This window comes from Streptomyces sp. NPDC037083 (genome assembly GCF_055606485.1).
On record NZ_JBVJSQ010000001.1, the window covers coordinates 452,266 to 470,547 of the forward strand.

Here is an 18,282-nt window from a genome sequence, read left to right on the forward strand (position 1 = left end):
AGCCGGGTGCGGCCGGGTGTCAGCCGAGGACGGCGAGCGCGTCGATCTCGACCAGGAGGCCCGCCGGCAGGCCCACGTAGACCGTCGTGCGGGCGGCCGGCGCGGCGGTGAGGGACTGCTCCTCGAAGTACGCGTCGTACAGCTCGTTGAACTCGGCGAAATGACCGGTGTCGGTCAGATGGACGCGGACCATCATCACGTCGTCCCAGCTCGCACCGCCCTCGGCGAGGATCGCCCCGACGTTGGCGAGGGTCTGCAGGGTCTGCTCGCGCAGGGTGGGTCCGGCGGGGACCGGGGGCCGGCCCGGCTCGGCGGGCAGGAAGCCGACCTGACCCGCCACCTGGAGGATGTTGCCCTTCCTCACCCCGTGCGAGAACTTAGCGGGCGGGGTGGTGTGGGTGCTGGGGGTGAGCGCAATCTTCTCGGTCATGCGGCGTTCATTCCTTTGCGGCCGTTCCTCGGGGATGTCCCTTTGCGGCTTGTGCGATCGGGGTCCTGCCGGAGTACTCGCCGCTGACGGCGTCCGCCGTGCGGCGCACCAGCGGGAGCAGGGTGAGCAGTTCGTCGGCCGTGACGACGACGTTCGGCGCGGAGACCGACATCGCGGCGACCACCCTGCCGTCGGCGCCCCGGACGGGAGCGGCTACACAGTTGATGGACTCCTCGTGGCCACCGAGGTCGGTGGCCCAGCCCTGTTCGCGCACCGTTGCCAGCTCCCGCAGGAAGGCGGGGGCGTCGGGGGTCGAACGGGCCGTGTAGAGGGGGTAGTCGAGGCTCTCGGCGGCCGCCCGCCGCTCGGGCTCGGGCAGGTCGGCGAGGAGCAGCTTGGCGACGGCGGCGACCGTGATGGCGACCGGCTTGCCGATCCGCGAGTACATGCGCACCGGGTAGCGGCTCTCCACCTTGTCGATGTAGAGGACCTCGCCCTCCTCGTACACGGCGAGGTGGACGGTGTGTCCGCAGGTCTCGTTGAGCCGGGTGAGGTGGGGGTGGGCGATCTCGCGGACGTCGAGGTTCTCCATCGCCTCCTGGGCGAGGGCGAAGAGGCGGGCGCCGAGGCGGTAGCGCTGGTCGGACTGGCGGTAGACGAGGCCGTGTTCGTTGAGGGTGCGCAGCAGCCGCAGGGCCGTCGACTTGTGCACCCCGAGGCGGTCGGCGACCTGTCCGAGGTCGGCGGGGCCCTCGGCGAGCAGCGGCAGGATGCTCAGGGCGCGGTCGACGGTCTGGCTCATGGGGTGCGTGCCTCCTCCGGTGCGGCCGTGGCCTGCGTCCAGCCGGGGCCGAGTCGAAGTCTCTCCCACGCCGTGTCGTCGAGCGCGGCGAGGCGGTCGGCGTGGTCGCGGGACGGGGGGACGGCGAGGTCGCCGGGGACGGTGAGGGCGGCGGCGGCCATGAGGTGTCCGTGCCGCAGCCGGTCACGGACGGGCAGTCCGCGCAGGGTGGCGGAGAGGAACCCGGCGGCGAAGGCGTCCCCCGCGCCGACGGCGGCGACGACGTCGACGCGCGGGGCGGGGACGTGCACGACGTCTCCATCGTGGAAGACGGTCGCCCCCCGCGCCCCCTCCTTGACGACGAGCGTCCGGGGGCCGGGGAGCGCGGCGCGTACGGCGTCGACGCCGTCCAGACCCCACACTTCGGCCGCCTCGTCCTCGCCGACGAACACCAGGTCGGCGCCGCAGGCCAGTTCGAGCAGGATCCGGGGGCCGTTGCCGTCCGTCCACAGCCGGGGCCGGTGGTTGACGTCGAAGGAGACGAGGGGCCGGCCGGGCCGGGGGGCCGTCAGCTCGCGGAGCAGGGCGAGGCAGTCCGCGGAGAGGGCCGCGGTGATCCCGGTGAGGTGCAGCACCCGGCCGGCCCGTACGGCGTCCAGGGCCACGGTGTCGACGGACATCGCGGAGGCCGCGGACCCCGCGCGGTAGTAGGCCACCTCGTGGGCTTGGGTGGCCCGGTCGCCGGCGGTGCGGAAGTAGACGCCGGTCGGGCGGGAGGGATCGCGGTCGACGCAGGTCACGTCGACGCCGTACGCGCCGACGGTGTCGACGAGGTGGTCGCCGAAGCCGTCCGCCCCGACCCGGCTGACCCAGCGGACGGGGTGTCCGGCGGCGGCCAGCGCGCACACCACGTTGGACTCCGCGCCGCCGATGCCCCGGTCGAAGGCCGGCACCTCGGCGAGGCGGCCGGGCCGGGAGGGCAGGAAGGCGACCATGGACTCGCCGAGCGCGACGACGTCCACGGCGTCGGGGGCGTGGGAGGGCCCGGTGACGGTCACGATCGTCATGGCTCCTGTGCTGGTGCGGGCGAGCGAAGCGGGATGGGGGTCCCCCCGGCCGAAGGCTGGGGGAGGCTCCGTTGACCCCGCGTTGGCCGAGATGTTAGACAGCAGTGAGCGACATACGCAATGGACGTTGCGGTCTGTGCAACGCGCCTGATCAGGAGGTTCCATGAGTACCGAGGCGATCGCGGCGCTGGCCCGGCTGGCCGAGGAACGCGTCGACCATCGCTTCAAGGGCCTGCCGCCGGACGCCGACGGCCTCACCGTCGGGGAGCTGGCCGCCCAGCGCCGCAACCTCTTCACCGGCGGCTTCGCGACCCCGGTGCTGGCCCTCTCGGCGGAGCGCCTGGAGCACAACCTCGCGCTCATGGAGACGTACGCGACCCGGCACGGCCTCGCCTTCGCCCCGCACGGCAAGACCTCCATGGCCCCGCAGCTCTTCCAGCGGCAGATCGACCACGGCGCCTGGGGCATCACCCTCGCGGTCCCGCACCAGGTGCGGGTCGCCCGCGCCTTCGGCGTCCAGCGGGTCTTCCTCGCCAACGAACTGGTGGACCCGGCCGCGCTGCGCTGGATCTCCGCCCAGCTCGACGCCGACCCCGCGTTCCGCCTCGTCTGCTACGTCGACTCGGTGCGCGGCGTCGAGCTGATGGACGCCGCCCTGGACGGCGCGCGCCGCCCCCTGGACGTCGTGGTCGAACTGGCCGCCGGCGACGGAGCCCGCACCGGCGTCCGCACGGCGCAGGGCTGCGCGGCGGTCGCGGACGCGGTGGCCGCCGCCGCGACCCTGCGGCTGGTCGGGGTCGCGGGCTATGAGGGCGAGGTCCCGCAGGCCGACCCGGCGCGGGTGAAGGCCTGGCTGCGCGCTCTGGTCGCCCTCGCCGCCGACTTCGACGCGGCGGGACGGTTCGCGGACGCCGAGGAGATCGTGGTCAGCGCGGGCGGCAGCGCCTGGTTCGACGCGGTCGCCGACGTCTTCGCGGAGATCCCCGACCTGTCCCTCCCGGTGCTGAAGCTGCTGCGCTCGGGCGCGTACGTCTCGCACGACGACGGCCACTACCGCAAGCTCACGCCGTTCAACCGGGTCCCGGCGGAGGGCGCGCTGGAGCCCGCGTTGCGGCTGTGGACCCAGGTCGTCTCCCGCCCCTCCCCCGGCCAGGCGTTCGTCAACGCGGGCAAGCGCGACGCCGCCTACGACCTCGGACTGCCCTTGGCCCAGGCCGTCCGCCGCGACGGGGCGGAACGCCCCGCCACCGGCGTGCGCGTGACCGCCCTCTCCGACCAGCACGCCTGGCTGGGCACGTCGGACGAGGCGGACCTCCAGGTCGGCGACTGGGTCGGCCTGGGCCTGTCGCACCCGTGCACGTCCTTCGACAAGTGGCCGCTGATCCCGCTGGCCGAGGCGGACGGCACGGTCGTCGACTACATCCGTACGTTCTTCTGACCCGTCCGACGACCGTCCGACCTGGAGGCCGATCGTGGAAGACCTCGTCATCCGGGACGCCGACGTCGTCGACGGCACGGGCGCGGACTCCTACCGCGCGGACGTGCTGATCGACGACGGCAGGATCGTCTCGATCGTCAAGGAGGCGGCCGCCGCGGGCTGTCAGCGCCCGAAGGCCGTGCGGGAGCTGGACGCGGAGGGCCTGGTGCTCTCCCCCGGGTTCATCGACATGCACGCCCACAGCGACCTGGCCCTGCTGCGCGACCCCGACCACAGCGCGAAGGCCGCGCAGGGCGTGACCCTCGAAGTGCTGGGCCAGGACGGCCTGTCGTACGCCCCGGTCGACGACCGCACCCTCGAGGAGGTGCGCCGGGCCATCGCCGGCTGGAACGGGCCGGGCGACGACGTCGGCTTCGACTGGCGGTCGGTGGGCGAGTACCTGGACCGGCTGGACCACGGTGTCGAGGGCCGGGGCATCGCCGTCAATGCGGCGTACCTCGTCCCCCAGGGCACGGTCCGCGCGCTCGTCGTCGGCTGGGAGGACCGCCCGGCCACGCCGCGCGAGCTGGACCGGATGCGGCGGCTGGTGGCGGAGGGCCTGGAGCAGGGCGCGGTCGGCATGTCGTCCGGGCTGACGTACACGCCCGGGATGTACGCCGGGAACGCCGAACTGACGGACCTGTGCCGGGTGGTGGCGGAGTACGGCGGCTACTGGTGCCCCCACCACCGCAGTTACGGGGCCGGCGCCCTGGAGGCCTACGCCGAGACGATCGAGCTGACCCGTGAGGCGGGCTGCCCGCTGCATCTCGCCCACGCCACCATGAACTTCGGCGTGAACGAGGGCCGGGCGCCGGAGCTGCTGGCCCTGCTGGACGAGGCGCTCGACGCGGGCGCCGACATCAGTCTCGACACCTACCCCTACACCCCCGGTTGCACCACGCTCGCGGCCCTGCTGCCCAGTTGGGCGGGCGAGGGCGGCCCGGCGGAGATCCTGCGCCGCCTGGCGGACGACGCGACGGCCGAGCGCATCCGCCACGACCTGGAGGTGACCGGCGCGGACGGTTGTCACGGGGTGCCGGTGGACTGGGCCACGATCGAGATCTCGGGCGTGACCGACCCGGCGCTGGGCGACTTCGTCGGCCGCACGGTTCACGAGTCGGCCGCCCGGCTGGGCGAGGCCCCCTGGACGACGGCGCGCCGGCTGCTGATCGAGGACGGTCTCGGCCCGACGATCCTGCAGCACGTGGGCCACGAGGAGAACGTCCGCACGATCATGCGCCACCGCGTCCACACGGGCGGCTCGGACGGCGTCCTGACGGGCGCCAGGCCGCACCCGCGCGGGTACGGCACGTTCCCGCGTTATCTCGGCCACTACGTGCGGGAGTCGGGGGTGCTGTCGCTGGAGGAGTGCGTGGCCCACCTGACCGGTCGCCCGGCGGCCCGCCTCCGGCTCCCCGACCGGGGTCTGGTCCGCGAGGGGTACCGGGCGGATCTGGTCCTCTTCGATCCGGCGACGGTGGCGGCGGGCTCGACGTACGCGTCCCCGCGCGCCCTGCCCACGGGCATCCCGCACGTCCTGATCGACGGCCGTTTCGTGATCGAGGACGGCCGGCGCACGGATGTGCTGGCGGGGCGGGCGGTCCGTCGCAGTCCCATGTGACGGAACGCCCCTCCGCCCAGCCCTACGGCTTGGGCAGGGTGCACCCGCTCTTGTTCAGGCTGAGCTGGTTGCCGGTCGTGAAGCAGGCCGGGATCTGGTAGGTCTCCTGGGCGTAGTTGATGCCCTGGCGGACGGTGACGTTGCCGCTCGCGTCGACCTCACAGGGGTTGTTCTCGGTGCAGCGGGCGCCGTCCTCGTTGCCGGTGTTGTTGACGGCGACGACCTTGCCGGTGGACTGGTCGATCACCGGCGAGCCGGAGGTGCCGCCGATGGTCTGGCAGGCGGAGGTGTAGCGGACCGAGTCCTTCCAGGTCCAGTCGCCCTCCTTCAGGCGGTACACGAACCCGTCGACGTTGCAGCTGTAGAGCCGCTTCCAGTAGCCGGACGCCACCGTGATGGGGGTGCCGGCGACCGGGTGGGTGTCCTGCACGGTCAGCGCGGAGATCCCGTACGAGTTCTTGATCGTGGCGTACGTGCTGGTGAGCTGGTAGATCGACACGTCCGTGTCGGTCATCGTCCCGTAGGCGAGCTTGCTGGCGCGCAGGGTCGCGACCTTGGTGCCGGCGGAGTTGAGCAGGCTGAAGGTACGGCTGGAGGCCTGGTTGACGAGCACCTCGCCCGGCTCCGGGAAACCGGTCGACAGGCAGTGGCCGTTGGAGAGCACCAGCGCCGGGTCGGTGTCCAGGGAGTTCGGGAAGCGGACGACCGAGCCGGAGCAGTTGCTGAGCGCGACGGTCCCGGCGAGGTTGACGGCCTTCAGCGCGGGGGCGGCGGCCACCTTGGTCTGCGCCTTGGCGGCGGGCGTCGCACCGGCGGGCGCCGCGACCGCGGGCGCCGCACCCGCTCCGGCGATGGCCAGGGCGAAAACTGCGGCGACGAGAGGCTTTCTCATGTGGGGGGTCCCCTCTCATGACAAGGCGACCGGAGATCTTCCGGCCGCCGATGATTTGTCATGCGCATTGTTAGTGCAGAGGGGGCTGAGGACAAGGGGCGCTTTTCAGCCGCGGGGCGTCGTCGGCCTGCCGGCCGGCGGCGCCACGGCCGGGCTCAGGAGGCGTCCCCGGCTACCTTCCGCCTTTTCCCAGCCCACGCCCCTTCCCGGCGTTGCCCTTACTGGGCTCGGACGGTGCGACGGAGGGCTCACCGCTCGCCGTCGAGCCCGTGCCGTCGCCCGCGGCGGCGCCGTCGGACGACTCGCTCGACGGCGTCGTCGACGGCGAGACGTCCGAGGACGGCGTCCCGCCGGCCGAGGCGGACGGGGTCTCCCGCACGGACTCGGCAGGGTCGCTCGCGGACGCGTCCGGCGCGTCCGGGGAACCCGCCGTGCCGTCCGGCGCCGAGCGCGTGCCCTCCTGCCTGCCCTGCTGATCACCGGCCGGATCCCCGGCGACGGAGAACCCCGCCACCACCGCGGCCAGCGCCACCGCGCCGACCGCCCCGGCGGCGGCCAGCACCCGCCGCTCACGCCACCCGCCCGCCCGGCGCGCGGCACGCCGACGGTCCGCCCGGCCGCCCGCCTCCCCCTCGGCGGGGGGAATCCGCGGCAGCTCGGTCGTCTGGTCGTACGCGTTCTCCCACCCGTGCGCGGCCGCCGGATCGGCGTAGCGCTCGTACGAGGACTGATCGGTCTCGGCGTACGGGTGGTACACGATCGGCCGCACCTGGGGCACGCCATTCTCACCTGGCCTGGACATGGCCGCGCATTGTAGGGACGTGTGTGCCTCCTGGGACAGCCTTCACCGATAACCCCCCAAAACACCCGTCTCGCGTGGCGGAAAACACGCCCCACGGAGCGTTACCGAGCCGTAAGCTCCCAGACATGCAGGTGATCCAGTCGACCAAGCTCGCCAACGTCTGTTACGAGATCCGGGGCCCGGTTCTCGAGGAGGCGATGCGCCTGGAAGCGGCTGGTCACCGCATCCTCAAGCTGAACACCGGCAACCCGGCCGCCTTCGGCTTCGACTGCCCGCCGGAGATCCTGGAGGACATCCTCCGCAACGTCTCGACGGCGCACGGCTACGGCGACGCCAAGGGACTGCTGGCCGCGCGCAGGGCCGTGGTGATGCACAACCAGACACTCGGCATCGAGACGGACGTCGAGCACGTCTTCATCGGCAACGGCGTCTCCGAGCTGATCGTCATGGCGATGCAGGGCCTGCTGGACGACGGCGACGAGGTCCTCGTCCCGGCCCCTGACTACCCGCTGTGGACCGCGGCCGTCTCGCTCTCCGGCGGCACCGCCGTGCACTACCGGTGCGACGAGCAGTCGGACTGGATGCCGGACCTGGCGGACGTCGAGCGCAAGGTCACCGACCGCACCAAGGCGATCGTCATCATCAACCCGAACAACCCGACGGGCGCGGTGTACGACGAGGCGATGATCCGCGGGCTGACCGACATCGCCCGCCGCCACAACCTCCTGGTCTGCTCGGACGAGATCTACGACAAGATCCTCTACGACGGCGCCACGCACACCCCGACCGCGAAGGTCGCCCCGGACCTGCTGACCCTGACCTTCAACGGCATGTCGAAGGCGTACCGGGTGGCCGGCTACCGGGTCGGCTGGATGTCGATCTCCGGGCCGCGCGCCCACGCCGACTCCTACATCGAGGGCCTGACGATCCTGGCGAACATGCGCCTGTGCGCGAACATGCCGGGCCAGCACGGGGTGGTCGCCGCGCTCAGCGGACGCCAGACGATCAACGACCTGGTACTGCCGGGCGGGCGGCTCAAGGAGCAGCTGGACACCGCGTACGAGCTGCTGACGCAGATCCCGGGCGTGACATGCGTCCGGCCGAAGGGTGCGCTGTACCTCTTCCCGCGTCTGGACCCCACCGTCTTCAAGATCAAGGACGACCGGCGGATGGTCCTGGACCTGCTGCGCCAGGAGAAGATCATGGTCGTCCAGGGCACCGGCTTCAACTGGCCCGAGCCCGACCACTTCCGGGTCGTCACCCTTCCGGCGGCGACGGACCTGCGGGACGCCGTCGGCCGGATCGCACGCTTCCTGGACGGCTACAGCCAGCCCTAGGGTCCGCCGGCAGCAGCTCGGCGAGTGCCTCAACTTTAGACGAAATCTAAGCTAGGATGGTTTCCTGACAGCACAGGAGGCCATCCTCATGTACGAGCCGATCCGCACCAAGTCGGTGCACAGCACGATGGCCGGCACGCCCTCGGACTTCCCCCACCGTTCCCGCGAGGAGGAGCTGGACATCCAGCTCGCAGGCCATCTCGCGGCGCTGCTCGCCGTCACCGACGAGCTGCGCGCGACGGCGCCCTCCGCCGACCTGGACAGCGCGGCCGCACGGCTCGCGCAGCAGGTGACCCGGTTGCGAGGAGGGCGGACGCCGGTCCGCGCCCCCGTCGCCGCCGGCCCGGCGAAGCCGCGTCTCGCGGCCGCGCACGAGCGGGCGCACGCCCTGGCCGGCCGCGCCCTCCTCGTCGCCGCGTCCCGCGCGGACACCGCGGCGGCGATCCTGGCGGCCCAGCGCATGGACGCGCACGCCGCCGCCCTGGCGGAGACCAAGGAACTGAGCGCCACCGGCTGAATCCCCTCACCGGGACTCCCCTTCCGGGGACCACGAACGGCCCCGGTCCGCGTGCACCCGCAGCGACGCGCGGACCGGGCGCCACTGACTCCGTACCGTCCAGGAGTCCTACATCTACGGCGAAAAGGTCCCGTTCGGCCCCTGGACCGTCGAGACCGCCGACTTTCGGCTGTACGGGAAGGCCGGCGACGGCGTGGAGTGACGTGCCCCGCGCGTGCAAGGGGAATCTCGGCCTCCCGTTGAGTTCCGGGTCACCCCCTTCACCCTCCGTTCACCCGGTCCACCCAGGAACGTGGGGTTCCGCGAGCACGCTCCTCCCGTGAGACGAATCGCAGGAATCGTCCTCGCGGTGCTGCTGATGACGGGTGTGGTGGTCGCCGTCGTCGCGGGCCGCAGCGATGAGGACAAGAGCACGGCAACGAAGACCGTGCGGACGGTGATCGGGTCGGAGAAGGCGGAGTTCTTCGCGGACCCGGACGTGGTGAAGGCCCTCGCCGCCAAGGGCTACACCGTCAAGGCCGAGACCTCCGGGTCCTGGGCCATGGAGGGGCTGGACCTCGAGGGGTACGACCTGGCCTTCCCCTCCAGCCAGGCGCCCGCCGCCGAGCTGGCCGCGAAGTACAAGGTACGGGGGACCCTTCCGCGTCCCTTCTACTCGCCCCTCGTCGTCGTGGCGCACCGGAACGCCGCCGGAGTGCTCGCCGGCAACGGTCTGGCCACGCTGGACGCGGAGCACCGCGGCACCCTGAGGATGGCCGCCTATCTCGACGCGGCACGCGCCGACCGCACCTGGCAGCAGCTCAAGGGCGCCGCGCAGTACGGGGAGCTGACCGGCACCCTCTACCTGTCCAGCACCGACCCGGAGACCTCCAACTCCGGCGCGCTCTACCTCGCCGCCGCGTCCTACGTCGCGGGCGGCGGCAAGGTGGTCGCGAGCGACGCCGACGTCGATCGCACGGCGCCCCTGCTGCACAAGCTGGTCAGCGTGCAGGGCGCCCAGCAGTCCAGCACGGACGCGGCCTTCCGGGACTTCGTCAGCGGCGCCGGCAATCCGCTCGTCCTGGTCTACGAGTCGCAGGTCGCCTCGCTCCTGGCGGACGGGCAGAAGCCGGACGACCTGGTCGTCCTCTACCCGGACACCACCGTCAACAGCGACCACACGGCCGTACCGCTCACCGAGGACGGCGGCGCCCTCGCCCGACTCCTGTCCACGGACCCGAGCTTGCGCAAGCTGGAGATCCGGCACGGGTTCCGTCCGCAGGGCGTCGCCGCCGAGTTCGCCTCGGCCTCCACCTACCTGAAGCAGCAACTGACCGGCGTCCGCCAGGCGCCCGTGCCCACCTCCGCGGTGCTGCACGAGCTGGCGCGACGGGCGCGCGGATAGGGGGAACAGCACATGCCCGAAGACACCTCCACCTTCACCCTCACGCCGCCCGAGACCGTCGCCGCCGTGCCGCGCGAGCAGGCCGGCGGACTCGTCCCGGTCGAGGAGTCCGTTCGCACGGACATGGCCGCCAAGGCCGCCTCGTACGTCGAGGGGCTCGCCGCGCTCGACGCCCGCTCGCCCGAGTTCGCGGGCAAGGTCGGTGAGATCACCGCGCTCGGGTCGGGCGAGATGCGCACGGCCGCCGCACAGTCCAACCGCATGCTGGAACGGACCATCAGGAGCCTGCCGGACAAGGGCGGGGACGCCCAGTCGCAGGTCGCGGGCTCGCTCGTCGAACTCCGGCGGGTGGTCGAGGACCTGGACCCGCGTGACCTGCCGGCCGCCAAGGGGCGCAGGTTCCTCTCCCGGCTGCCCGGCGGCAACAGGCTGCGCGACCACGTCGCCAAGTACGCCTCCGCGCAGGGCACGTTGAACAGGATCGTGAGCTCGCTGCGCGGCGGCCAGGACGAACTGCGGCGCGACAACGCCGCGTTGCAGACCGAGCGCGTCCGACTGTGGGAGACCATGGGCAAGCTCCAGGAGTACGTCGTGCTGACCGACGCCCTGGACGCGGCCGTCGAGCGGCAGATCGGCGCCGCCGAGGCCGGCGACCCGGAGCGGGCCGACAGCCTGCGCGCCGACGTCCTCTTCCCGGTCCGGCAGAAGCACCAGGACCTGCTCACCCAGCTCGCGGTGTGCGCCCAGGGCTACCTCGCGATGGACGTCGTCCGCCGCAACAACGACGAGCTGATCAAGGGCGTCGACCGGGCCGCCACGACCACGGTGTCGGCGCTGCGCATCTCGGTCATGCTCGCCTCCGCGCTCGACAACCAGAAGAAGGTGATCGAGCAGGTCAACGCCCTGAGGGGGACCACCGAGGACCTCATCAGAGGCAACGCGGAGATGCTCTCCACGCAGAGCGGTGAGATCCAGCGCATCGCCGCCGACCCGGCCGTCGGCGCCGAGACCCTGCGGACCGCCTTCCAGCAGATCTACCGCACCCTCGACGCCATCGACACCTACAAGGTGCAGGCGACCGAGGCGATGGCGGTGACCGTGGAGAACCTGACGGCCGAACTCCAGCAGGCGAGCACCTACCTGGACCGCAGCCGCTCGCGGGGCGCGCTCGACGGGGGGCTCGCATGAGACGCGCCCGCCCCCGCCCCCTCCTCGCTCTGACCGTCCTCGCCCTCCTGCTGAGCGCCTGCTCGGCGCAGGAGAACGCCGCCGACCCCGGCGCACCCGAGCCCGGCACCCTGCGCGTCCTCGCCTCCAGCGAGCTGAGCGACATGACGCCCGTGCTGGAGCAGGTCCGCAAGGACACCGGCATCAGGATCCGGCCCACCTACATGGGCACCCTGGACGCCGTGAACCTGCTGGCCAAGGGTGCCACGGACGGGAAGTACGACGCCGTGTGGCTGTCGTCGGACGACTATCTGCGGCTGCGGCCCGACGCGGCGGACAAGGTCGTCTCGGAGACCCCGATCATGTCGAGCCCGGTCGCCCTCGGGGTGCGGACGACCGCCCTGGACGCCCTCGGCTGGAAGCCCGACCGTGTCACCTGGACGCAGATCGAGCAGGCGGTCCGGGAGGGGAAGCTCACCTACGGCATGACCGACCCGGCCCGCTCCAACTCCGGCTTCTCCACGCTGATCTCCGTCGCCTCCGCGCTGTCGGGGGCCCAGTCGGCGCTGACCGACGCGGACGTCACGAAGGCGACCCCGAGGCTGAAGGAGTTCTTCAAGGGGCAGCAGCTGACCTCGGGATCGTCGGGCTGGCTGGCGAGCGCGTACGCCCGGCGCGACGACGTCGGCGCGCTGCTCAACTACGAGTCCGTGCTGAAGGGCATCCCCGGGCTGACCGTGATCCGCCCGACGGACGGCGTCGTCACCGCCGACTACCCGCTCTCCTCCCTCGCCGCCACCGACGCGACGACCCGGGAGAACGTCAAGCGGGTGACCGACGCCCTGCGCACGGAGGCCGTCCAGCGGCTCATCACCGCCCGGACCCACCGCCGTCCGGTCCTGGCCTCGGTGCCGCCCGCGGCCGGCCTGGACACCGCCCGCCGGCGCGAACTGCCCTTCCCCGGCAGCCGTTCCGTCGCCGACGGACTGCTCGACGCCTACGAGAACGAGCTGCGCCGCCCCTCGCGGACCGTGTACGTCCTCGACACCTCCGGCTCGATGGAGGGCGACCGGCTGAGCCGGCTCAAGGACGCCCTCACCGACCTGACCGGCGACTTCCGCGACCGGGAGGAGGTGACGCTGATGCCGTTCGGATCGGACGTGAAGAGCGTCGCCACGCATGTCGTCAGCCCCTCCGACCCGGACGCCGGGCTCGCCGCGATCCGCGCGGACAGCGAGAAGCTCAGGGCCGACGGCGACACCGCGATCTACACGTCGCTGGAGAAGGCGTACGACCACCTGGGCGCCGACCGCGACGCGTTCACCTCCATCGTGCTGATGACGGACGGCGAGAACACCGAGGGCGACGACGCCGCCGACTTCGACGCCTTCTACCGGGACGACCTCACCCCGGCCGGGAGACGGATCCCCGTCTTCCCCATCCTCTTCGGCGACTCCGACCGCTCGGAGCTGGAACACATCGCCGAACTGACCGGCGGCCGGCTCTTCGACGCCCAGCAGGGCTCGCTGGACGGCGCCTTCGAGGAGATCCGTGGCTACCAGTAGGTTCGCCGGATACCTGGAGTCCCGCAAGAACATCGCCGGGAGCGCCTGCGGGCTGGCCGGCCTGGTGCTGACCTTCACCGGCGTCGCCGGTCCGTACTGGCCGGTGGTCGTCGCCGGCCTGTACGGGGCGGGCGCGCTGATCGCTCCGCCGGAGCGGCCGCCGCTGCCCGACTTCCCGGACCCGTCCGCCCAGCTCGACGAGGTGCGCGACGACTTCGAACGGCTCGGCGGGTACCTCGCGGAGATCGAGCTTCCCCCGGCCGCCGCGGGACGCCTCACCGAACTCACCGGGCTGCTGGCCGCGTTGCTGGAGCCGGGCTGGGTCGCCGAGATCCTCGCCCAGGACCCTGAGGGCGTCCACGTGCTCTCCCGGACCGTGCGGCAGGATCTGCCCGAGGCCGTCGACAGCTTCGTACGGGCGCGCTGGTGGACCCGGATGGCGCCGGGGCAGGAGCCGCCGGAGCGGCATCTGGAACGGCAGCTGACGCTGCTCCAGGAGGAGGCCGAGCGGCTGACGGCCGGGCTCAGGGAGATCGAGGCGCGCCGCCAGGAGACGCATACGCGGTATCTGGAGGACCGCAGTTCCTAGGCGAGGGCCTGCCGTCGCTCCCCGTCGGGGCGGACGGGGAGCGACGGCGGGCCCGTCGCCGCGCACGCCGTTGTGCGCGGCTGCCGACGCACCGCGGCCGACCGTGACGATCACTGGTCAGGGCAATCCCGTGCCGGCCGCGGAGTCTTCCGGGTGGGGCCTCAGCCCAGGCGCTGCACCAGCGCGCGGTACTCGTCCCACAGTTCCTTCGGGGTGTGGTCGCCGAAGGTGTTGAGGTGCTCGGGGACCAGGGCGGCCTCCTCGCGCCAGACCTCCTTGTCCACGGTGAGGAGGAACTCGAGGTCCTCGTCGTCGAGTTTCAGGCCCTTGGTGTCGAGGGCCTCCTTCGTCGGCAGCACGCCGATCGGGGTCTCGACGCCCTCGGCCGTGCCGTCCAGCCGCTCCACGATCCACTTCAGGACGCGGCTGTTCTCGCCGAAGCCGGGCCAGACGAACTTGCCCTCGTCGTTCTTGCGGAACCAGTTGACGTAGTAGATCTTCGGCAGCTTCGTCTGGTCCTTGCCCTTGGCGACGTCGACCCAGTGGCCCATGTAGTCGCCCATGTTGTAGCCGCAGAACGGCAGCATGGCGAAGGGGTCGCGGCGCAGTTCGCCGACCTTGCCCTCGGCGGCGGCGGTCTTCTCGGAGGCCACGTTGGCGCCGAGGAAGACGCCGTGGTTCCAGTCGAAGGACTCCGTCACCAGCGGGACCGCGCTCGCGCGCCGGCCGCCGAAGAGGATCGCCGAAATCGGCACGCCCTTGGGGTCCTCCCACTCGGGCGCGATGATCGGGCACTGCGAGGCGGGGACGGTGAAGCGGGCGTTGGGGTGGGCGGCGGGGGCGTCCGAGTCGGGCGTCCAGTCGTTGCCCTTCCAGTCGGTGAGGTGGGCGGGAGTCTCCTCCGTCATGCCCTCCCACCAGATGTCGTTGTCGTCGGTGAGGGCGACGTTGGTGAAGACCGAGTTGCCCCACAGCGTCTTCATCGCGTTGGCGTTGGTGTGCTCGCCGGTGCCGGGCGCGACGCCGAAGAAGCCGGCCTCGGGGTTGATGGCGTACAGCCGGCCGTCCTCGCCGAACCGCATCCAGGCGATGTCGTCGCCGATGGTCTCGACGGTCCAGCCGGAGATCGTGGGCTCCAGCATGGCGAGGTTGGTCTTGCCGCAGGCGCTCGGGAAGGCCGCGGCCACGTACTTGGACTCGCCCTGCGGCGGGGTGAGCTTCAGGATCAGCATGTGCTCGGCCAGCCAGCCCTCGTCACGGGCCATGACGGAGGCGATGCGCAGGGCGTAGCACTTCTTGCCGAGCAGGGCGTTGCCGCCGTAGCCGGAGCCGTAGGACCAGATCTCGCGGCTCTCGGGGAAGTGCGAGATGTACTTGGTGGAGTTGCAGGGCCACGGCACGTCCGCCTCGCCCTCCGCGAGGGGGGCGCCGAGGGTGTGCACGGCCTTCACGAAGAAGCCGTCGGAGCCGAGCTCGTCCAGGACCGGCTGCCCCATGCGGGTCATGGTGCGCATGGACACGGCGACGTAGGCGGAGTCGGTGATCTCGACGCCGATCGCGGAGAGGTCCGAGCCGAGCGGGCCCATGCAGAAGGGGACGACGTACATCGTGCGGCCGCGCATCGAGCCGCGGAACAGGCCCTGGTCACCGGAGAAGATCTCCCGCATCTCGGCGGGGTCCTTCCAGTGGTTGGTCGGGCCGGCGTCCTGCTCCTTCTCCGAGCAGATGAAGGTCCGGTCCTCGACGCGGGCGACGTCGGTGGGGTCGGAGGCGGCGTAGTAGGAGTTCGGGCGCTTGATCGGGTCGAGCCTCTTGAAGGTGCCCTTCTCGACGAGCTCCCCGCACAGGCGCTCGTACTCGGCCTCGGATCCGTCACACCAGACCACGTTGTCCGGCTGCGTCAGTTCGGCGATCTCGTTCACCCAGGAGACGAGTTCCTGGTGGTCGGTGGGGATGACGGGGGGAGCCGCGATGTCGCGCGCCACGATTGCTCCTAAAAGAGGGGTTTTTTGTTGGAGGCCCCGTGGGGGCTGCGACCCGGATGCTTCATGGTGGTGACCTTGGGCGCTCATCCGGTGTCGACCGCACTCATTTGATCATCCGATGATACCGCCCATATGTCCAGAGGGCCTCACAGGTGAGCGGAGTGAGGATGGCCACGTGTAGGAACGCCACTTTGCGTCCACTTGACGTTCAGAGGATCGCCCTTCGACCCCGCCCCCGTGAGACGCTGACCACTTCGGCGACGCGACCGTCGTCACCGAGCCGTGACCTAACGGCTCCGTAGGTACGATTGCGCGCATGACTGCGCCCGTCCCCGACGCGCCCACGGACACGCCGGCCGCCGGCCGTGGCCCCGTGGCACTTTCCCTGCCGCACCCGGTCAAGCCCAAGCTCCGCGGCTGGCTGCATCTCGGAATGTTTCCGGCCGCGCTCATCGCGGGCCTCGTGCTCACCGCCCTCGCCGACTCCACCCGCGGCCGCATCGCCTGCGGCATCTACGCCCTCACCGCATGCCTGCTGTTCGGCGTGAGCGCGCTCTACCACCGGGGCGACTGGAACGCCCGCATGGACGGCATCCTGCGCCGGCTCGACCACGCGAACATCTTCCTGATCATCGCGGGCACCTACACCCCGCTCACCCTGCTGCTCCTGCCCGCCTCCAAGGGCCGGTGGCTGCTGTGGGGCATCTGGGCGGCGGCGCTCGCCGGGATCGCCTTCCGCGTCTTCTGGGTCGGCGCCCCCCGCTGGCTCTACACCCCCTGCTACATCGCGATGGGCTGGGCGGCCGTCTTCTTCCTGCCGGACTTCATGCGCACGGGCGGCGTCGCGGTGCTGGTCCTGGTGATCGTCGGCGGACTCCTCTACAGCGCGGGCGGCGTGATCTACGGCATCAAGCGCCCCAACCCCTCCCCGCGCTGGTTCGGCTTCCACGAGGTCTTCCACTCCCTCACGCTGGCCGCCTTCGTCGTGCACTACGTCGGCATCTCCCTGGTGGCGTACCGGCACGGCTGACGGCCCCCTCCGGCTCCCTCCGGCTCCCACCGGCTCCCACCGGCCACGGCTTCCTCGCCGTGGCCGTTCTTCGTACGCCGGGAGAGAACGGCCGCACGGGCCGATGCCGGACAATGACCGCCATGACGGCCGCCCGCATCAGCTCCCCCGCCGACCGCCCTCGGCCGGGTCTCCGTGAACGCAAGAAGATCAAGACCCGTGAGGCGATCCGCACCGCGACCTACGCGCTGGTCGAGGAGCAGGGGTACGACGCCACGACGATCGACCAGATCGCCGAACGCGCCGAGGTGTCGCCGTCGACCGTCCTGCGCTACTTCCCGGCCAAGGAGGACATCGTCCTCACGGACGAGTACGGCCCGGTCCTCCTGGAGGAACTGCGGGCCCGTCCCGCGGACGAGCCGTGGCGGGACTGCGTCCGCCACGCGATGCTGGCGGCCGCCCGCGCCGGTGTCGAGGACGACATCGAGGTGGCGCGCCTGCGCACGCGGCTGCTGGCGCGTGTGCCGGCGGTGCGCTCGCGGATGATGGAGAGCATGTCGGTCAGCCGGCTGCTCTGCGTCGCGATGGCCGAGCGCACCGGCCGCGACCCCGACGGCCTGGAGGTCCGCGTCCACGCGATGTCGCTCGTCGCGGGCCTGATGGAGACCTCCATGTACTGGGCGGAGAACGGCCACCAGGGCGATTTCACCGCACTCCTCGACCGCGCCCTGGACGTACTCGAGCACGGCCTGGAGAACGGTGGGGGGCATGGCCCGGAGCAGGCTGCGGAGCGCGGCCCGGAGAACGGTGGGAGGCATGGCCCGGAGCAGGGTGCGCAGCACGGCCCGGGCAACGAAAACCTCTGAGCCCCCGCCGCTCCCCCGTGCCATCCTGACCAGGTGAACGCACCCGAGATCCGCGTCGAAGTCGCGCCCGAGCTGGCGCTGTTCGTCCCGCACGCCCGGCGCGTCGGCGCCACCGCCCTCGCCGTCGACGGCGTCTCCACCCTCGGCCACGTCGTCGAGTCGCTCGGGGTGCCCCTCACCGAGGTCGGCGCCCTGCTCGTCGACGGCCACGAGGTGCCCGTCTCGCACATCCCGGCCGACGGAGAGTCGGTGACCGTCCGCCCGGTCGCCCGCCCCCAGCAGGTCCCGGGGGCCCCGCTGCGCTTCCTCCTCGACGTCCACCTCGGCACCCTGGCCCGCCGGCTGCGGCTGCTCGGCGTGGACGCGGCCTACGAGTCGGTCGACATCGGCGACCCGGCCCTCGCCACCCGCTCGGCGGCCGAACAGCGGGTCATGCTCAGCCGCGACCGGGGCCTGCTGCGCCGCCGCGAACTGTGGGCGGGCGCCTACATCTACAGCACCGACCCCGAGGAGCAGCTCCGCGACGTCCTCGACCGGTTCGCGCCCGAACTGCTCCCCTGGACCAGGTGCACCGCCTGCAACGGCCTGTTGCGGCAGGCCACCAAGGACGAGGTCGCCGACCAGCTGCAACACGGCACCCAGAAGTCCTACGACGTCTTCGCGCAGTGCGTCGCCTGCGGACGCGCCTACTGGAAGGGCGCGCACCACGACCAGCTGGTGGCCATCGTGGAACGCGCCCTCACCGAGTTCGCCGGCTAGCCACCGCCGGCGGCGGAGGCCGGACCAGGGCCCG

17 protein-coding genes are annotated in these 18,282 nt (G+C 71.9%); 11 read left to right on the forward strand and 6 right to left on the reverse strand.

Annotated features, from left to right (window positions below):
* Positions 1-19: 19 nt before the first annotated feature.
* The 3 genes from ACZ7DE_RS02105 to ACZ7DE_RS02115 are packed head-to-tail and all read right to left on the reverse strand — an operon-like array spanning position 20 to position 2,269.
* Positions 20-430 carry a RidA family protein gene (locus tag ACZ7DE_RS02105; RefSeq protein ID WP_470756950.1) on the reverse strand — a complete coding sequence of 137 codons (411 nt, stop codon included), beginning with the start codon at positions 428-430 and terminating at the stop codon, positions 20-22.
* Between the two features lie 7 nt (positions 431-437).
* A complete protein-coding gene (locus ACZ7DE_RS02110; RefSeq protein WP_470756951.1) occupies positions 438-1,232 on the reverse strand; it encodes an IclR family transcriptional regulator in 795 nt (264 codons plus the stop codon).
* Positions 1,229-2,269, reverse strand: a complete 1,041-nt coding sequence (locus ACZ7DE_RS02115; RefSeq protein ID WP_470757940.1) for a sugar kinase — start codon at positions 2,267-2,269, stop codon at positions 1,229-1,231. The genes ACZ7DE_RS02110 and ACZ7DE_RS02115 overlap by 4 nt, the downstream gene beginning before the upstream one ends.
* A 172-nt stretch (positions 2,270-2,441) precedes the next feature.
* Here ACZ7DE_RS02115 and ACZ7DE_RS02120 point away from each other — a divergent pair, with 172 nt between their 5' ends.
* Positions 2,442-3,716 carry an amino acid deaminase gene (locus tag ACZ7DE_RS02120; RefSeq protein WP_470756953.1) on the forward strand — a complete coding sequence of 425 codons (1,275 nt, stop codon included), beginning with the start codon at positions 2,442-2,444 and terminating at the stop codon, positions 3,714-3,716.
* A gap of 34 nt (positions 3,717-3,750) precedes the next feature.
* On the forward strand, positions 3,751-5,376 hold the full coding sequence (locus ACZ7DE_RS02125; RefSeq protein ID WP_470756955.1) for an N-acyl-D-amino-acid deacylase family protein: 1,626 nt from the start codon (positions 3,751-3,753) through the stop codon (positions 5,374-5,376).
* Between the two features lie 22 nt (positions 5,377-5,398).
* On the opposite strand, the gene ACZ7DE_RS02130 is transcribed toward ACZ7DE_RS02125, so the two are convergent.
* Together ACZ7DE_RS02130 and ACZ7DE_RS02135 are read right to left on the reverse strand one after the other, a co-directional pair.
* Positions 5,399-6,268, reverse strand: a complete 870-nt coding sequence (locus tag ACZ7DE_RS02130) for a S1 family peptidase (protein ID WP_470756957.1) — start codon at positions 6,266-6,268, stop codon at positions 5,399-5,401.
* Positions 6,269-6,440: 172 nt separating this feature from the next.
* Positions 6,441-7,070: a hypothetical protein gene (locus ACZ7DE_RS02135; RefSeq protein WP_470756959.1), complete on the reverse strand. Its 630-nt coding sequence runs from the start codon at positions 7,068-7,070 to the stop codon at positions 6,441-6,443.
* A 125-nt stretch (positions 7,071-7,195) separates the two neighbouring features.
* Between ACZ7DE_RS02135 and ACZ7DE_RS02140 the strand changes: the two genes are divergently transcribed.
* The 6 genes from ACZ7DE_RS02140 to ACZ7DE_RS02165 all read left to right on the forward strand — a co-directional run bounded on the left by ACZ7DE_RS02140 (position 7,196) and on the right by ACZ7DE_RS02165 (position 13,629).
* Positions 7,196-8,407 (forward strand): pyridoxal phosphate-dependent aminotransferase, encoded by a 1,212-nt coding sequence (locus ACZ7DE_RS02140; protein WP_470756961.1) that lies wholly within the window; start codon positions 7,196-7,198, stop codon positions 8,405-8,407.
* A gap of 88 nt (positions 8,408-8,495) precedes the next feature.
* A complete protein-coding gene (locus ACZ7DE_RS02145) occupies positions 8,496-8,924 on the forward strand; it encodes an SCO4983 family protein (protein WP_470756963.1) in 429 nt (142 codons plus the stop codon).
* Between the two features lie 319 nt (positions 8,925-9,243).
* Positions 9,244-10,308, forward strand: a complete 1,065-nt coding sequence (locus ACZ7DE_RS02150; RefSeq protein ID WP_470756967.1) for a hypothetical protein — start codon at positions 9,244-9,246, stop codon at positions 10,306-10,308.
* A gap of 12 nt (positions 10,309-10,320) precedes the next feature.
* Positions 10,321-11,496: a toxic anion resistance protein gene (locus ACZ7DE_RS02155; protein WP_470756969.1), complete on the forward strand. Its 1,176-nt coding sequence runs from the start codon at positions 10,321-10,323 to the stop codon at positions 11,494-11,496.
* Complete coding sequence (locus ACZ7DE_RS02160) at positions 11,493-13,040, forward strand: vWA domain-containing protein (RefSeq protein WP_470756971.1); 1,548 nt, start codon at positions 11,493-11,495, stop codon at positions 13,038-13,040. The genes ACZ7DE_RS02155 and ACZ7DE_RS02160 overlap by 4 nt, the downstream gene beginning before the upstream one ends.
* Positions 13,027-13,629, forward strand: a complete 603-nt coding sequence (locus ACZ7DE_RS02165) for a hypothetical protein (protein ID WP_470756973.1) — start codon at positions 13,027-13,029, stop codon at positions 13,627-13,629. The genes ACZ7DE_RS02160 and ACZ7DE_RS02165 overlap by 14 nt, the downstream gene beginning before the upstream one ends.
* Before the next feature lie 161 nt (positions 13,630-13,790).
* Here the strand turns inward: ACZ7DE_RS02165 and ACZ7DE_RS02170 are convergent, their stop codons facing one another.
* Positions 13,791-15,614, reverse strand: coding sequence for a phosphoenolpyruvate carboxykinase (GTP) (locus ACZ7DE_RS02170; protein ID WP_470756975.1), 1,824 nt, complete (start codon positions 15,612-15,614; stop codon positions 13,791-13,793).
* A gap of 316 nt (positions 15,615-15,930) precedes the next feature.
* On the opposite strand from ACZ7DE_RS02170, the gene trhA reads away from it, so the two are divergent.
* The 3 genes from trhA to ACZ7DE_RS02185 all read left to right on the forward strand — a co-directional run bounded on the left by trhA (position 15,931) and on the right by ACZ7DE_RS02185 (position 18,248).
* Complete coding sequence (gene trhA, locus ACZ7DE_RS02175; RefSeq protein WP_470756977.1) at positions 15,931-16,644, forward strand: PAQR family membrane homeostasis protein TrhA; 714 nt, start codon at positions 15,931-15,933, stop codon at positions 16,642-16,644.
* Positions 16,645-16,766: 122 nt separating this feature from the next.
* A complete protein-coding gene (locus ACZ7DE_RS02180) occupies positions 16,767-17,489 on the forward strand; it encodes a TetR/AcrR family transcriptional regulator (RefSeq protein ID WP_470756979.1) in 723 nt (240 codons plus the stop codon).
* Positions 17,490-17,522: 33 nt separating this feature from the next.
* Positions 17,523-18,248, forward strand: a complete 726-nt coding sequence (locus ACZ7DE_RS02185) for a Mut7-C RNAse domain-containing protein (protein WP_470756981.1) — start codon at positions 17,523-17,525, stop codon at positions 18,246-18,248.
* Positions 18,249-18,282 lie beyond the last annotated feature (34 nt).

What these genes read in the sequence shown, in the direction of transcription:
- ACZ7DE_RS02105 (WP_470756950.1), bottom strand. Translation starts at nt 430, where the DNA reads ATGACCGAGAAGATTGCGCTCACCCCCAGCACCCACACCACCCCGCCC.
- ACZ7DE_RS02110 (WP_470756951.1), bottom strand. Translation starts at nt 1,232, where the DNA reads ATGAGCCAGACCGTCGACCGCGCCCTGAGCATCCTGCCGCTGCTCGCC.
- ACZ7DE_RS02120 (WP_470756953.1), top strand. Translation starts at nt 2,442, where the DNA reads ATGAGTACCGAGGCGATCGCGGCGCTGGCCCGGCTGGCCGAGGAACGC.
- ACZ7DE_RS02130 (WP_470756957.1), bottom strand. Translation starts at nt 6,268, where the DNA reads ATGAGAAAGCCTCTCGTCGCCGCAGTTTTCGCCCTGGCCATCGCCGGA.
- ACZ7DE_RS02135 (WP_470756959.1), bottom strand. Translation starts at nt 7,070, where the DNA reads ATGTCCAGGCCAGGTGAGAATGGCGTGCCCCAGGTGCGGCCGATCGTG.
- ACZ7DE_RS02140 (WP_470756961.1), top strand. Translation starts at nt 7,196, where the DNA reads ATGCAGGTGATCCAGTCGACCAAGCTCGCCAACGTCTGTTACGAGATC.
- ACZ7DE_RS02145 (WP_470756963.1), top strand. Translation starts at nt 8,496, where the DNA reads ATGTACGAGCCGATCCGCACCAAGTCGGTGCACAGCACGATGGCCGGC.
- ACZ7DE_RS02155 (WP_470756969.1), top strand. Translation starts at nt 10,321, where the DNA reads ATGCCCGAAGACACCTCCACCTTCACCCTCACGCCGCCCGAGACCGTC.
- ACZ7DE_RS02160 (WP_470756971.1), top strand. Translation starts at nt 11,493, where the DNA reads ATGAGACGCGCCCGCCCCCGCCCCCTCCTCGCTCTGACCGTCCTCGCC.
- trhA (WP_470756977.1), top strand. Translation starts at nt 15,931, where the DNA reads ATGACTGCGCCCGTCCCCGACGCGCCCACGGACACGCCGGCCGCCGGC.
- ACZ7DE_RS02180 (WP_470756979.1), top strand. Translation starts at nt 16,767, where the DNA reads ATGACGGCCGCCCGCATCAGCTCCCCCGCCGACCGCCCTCGGCCGGGT.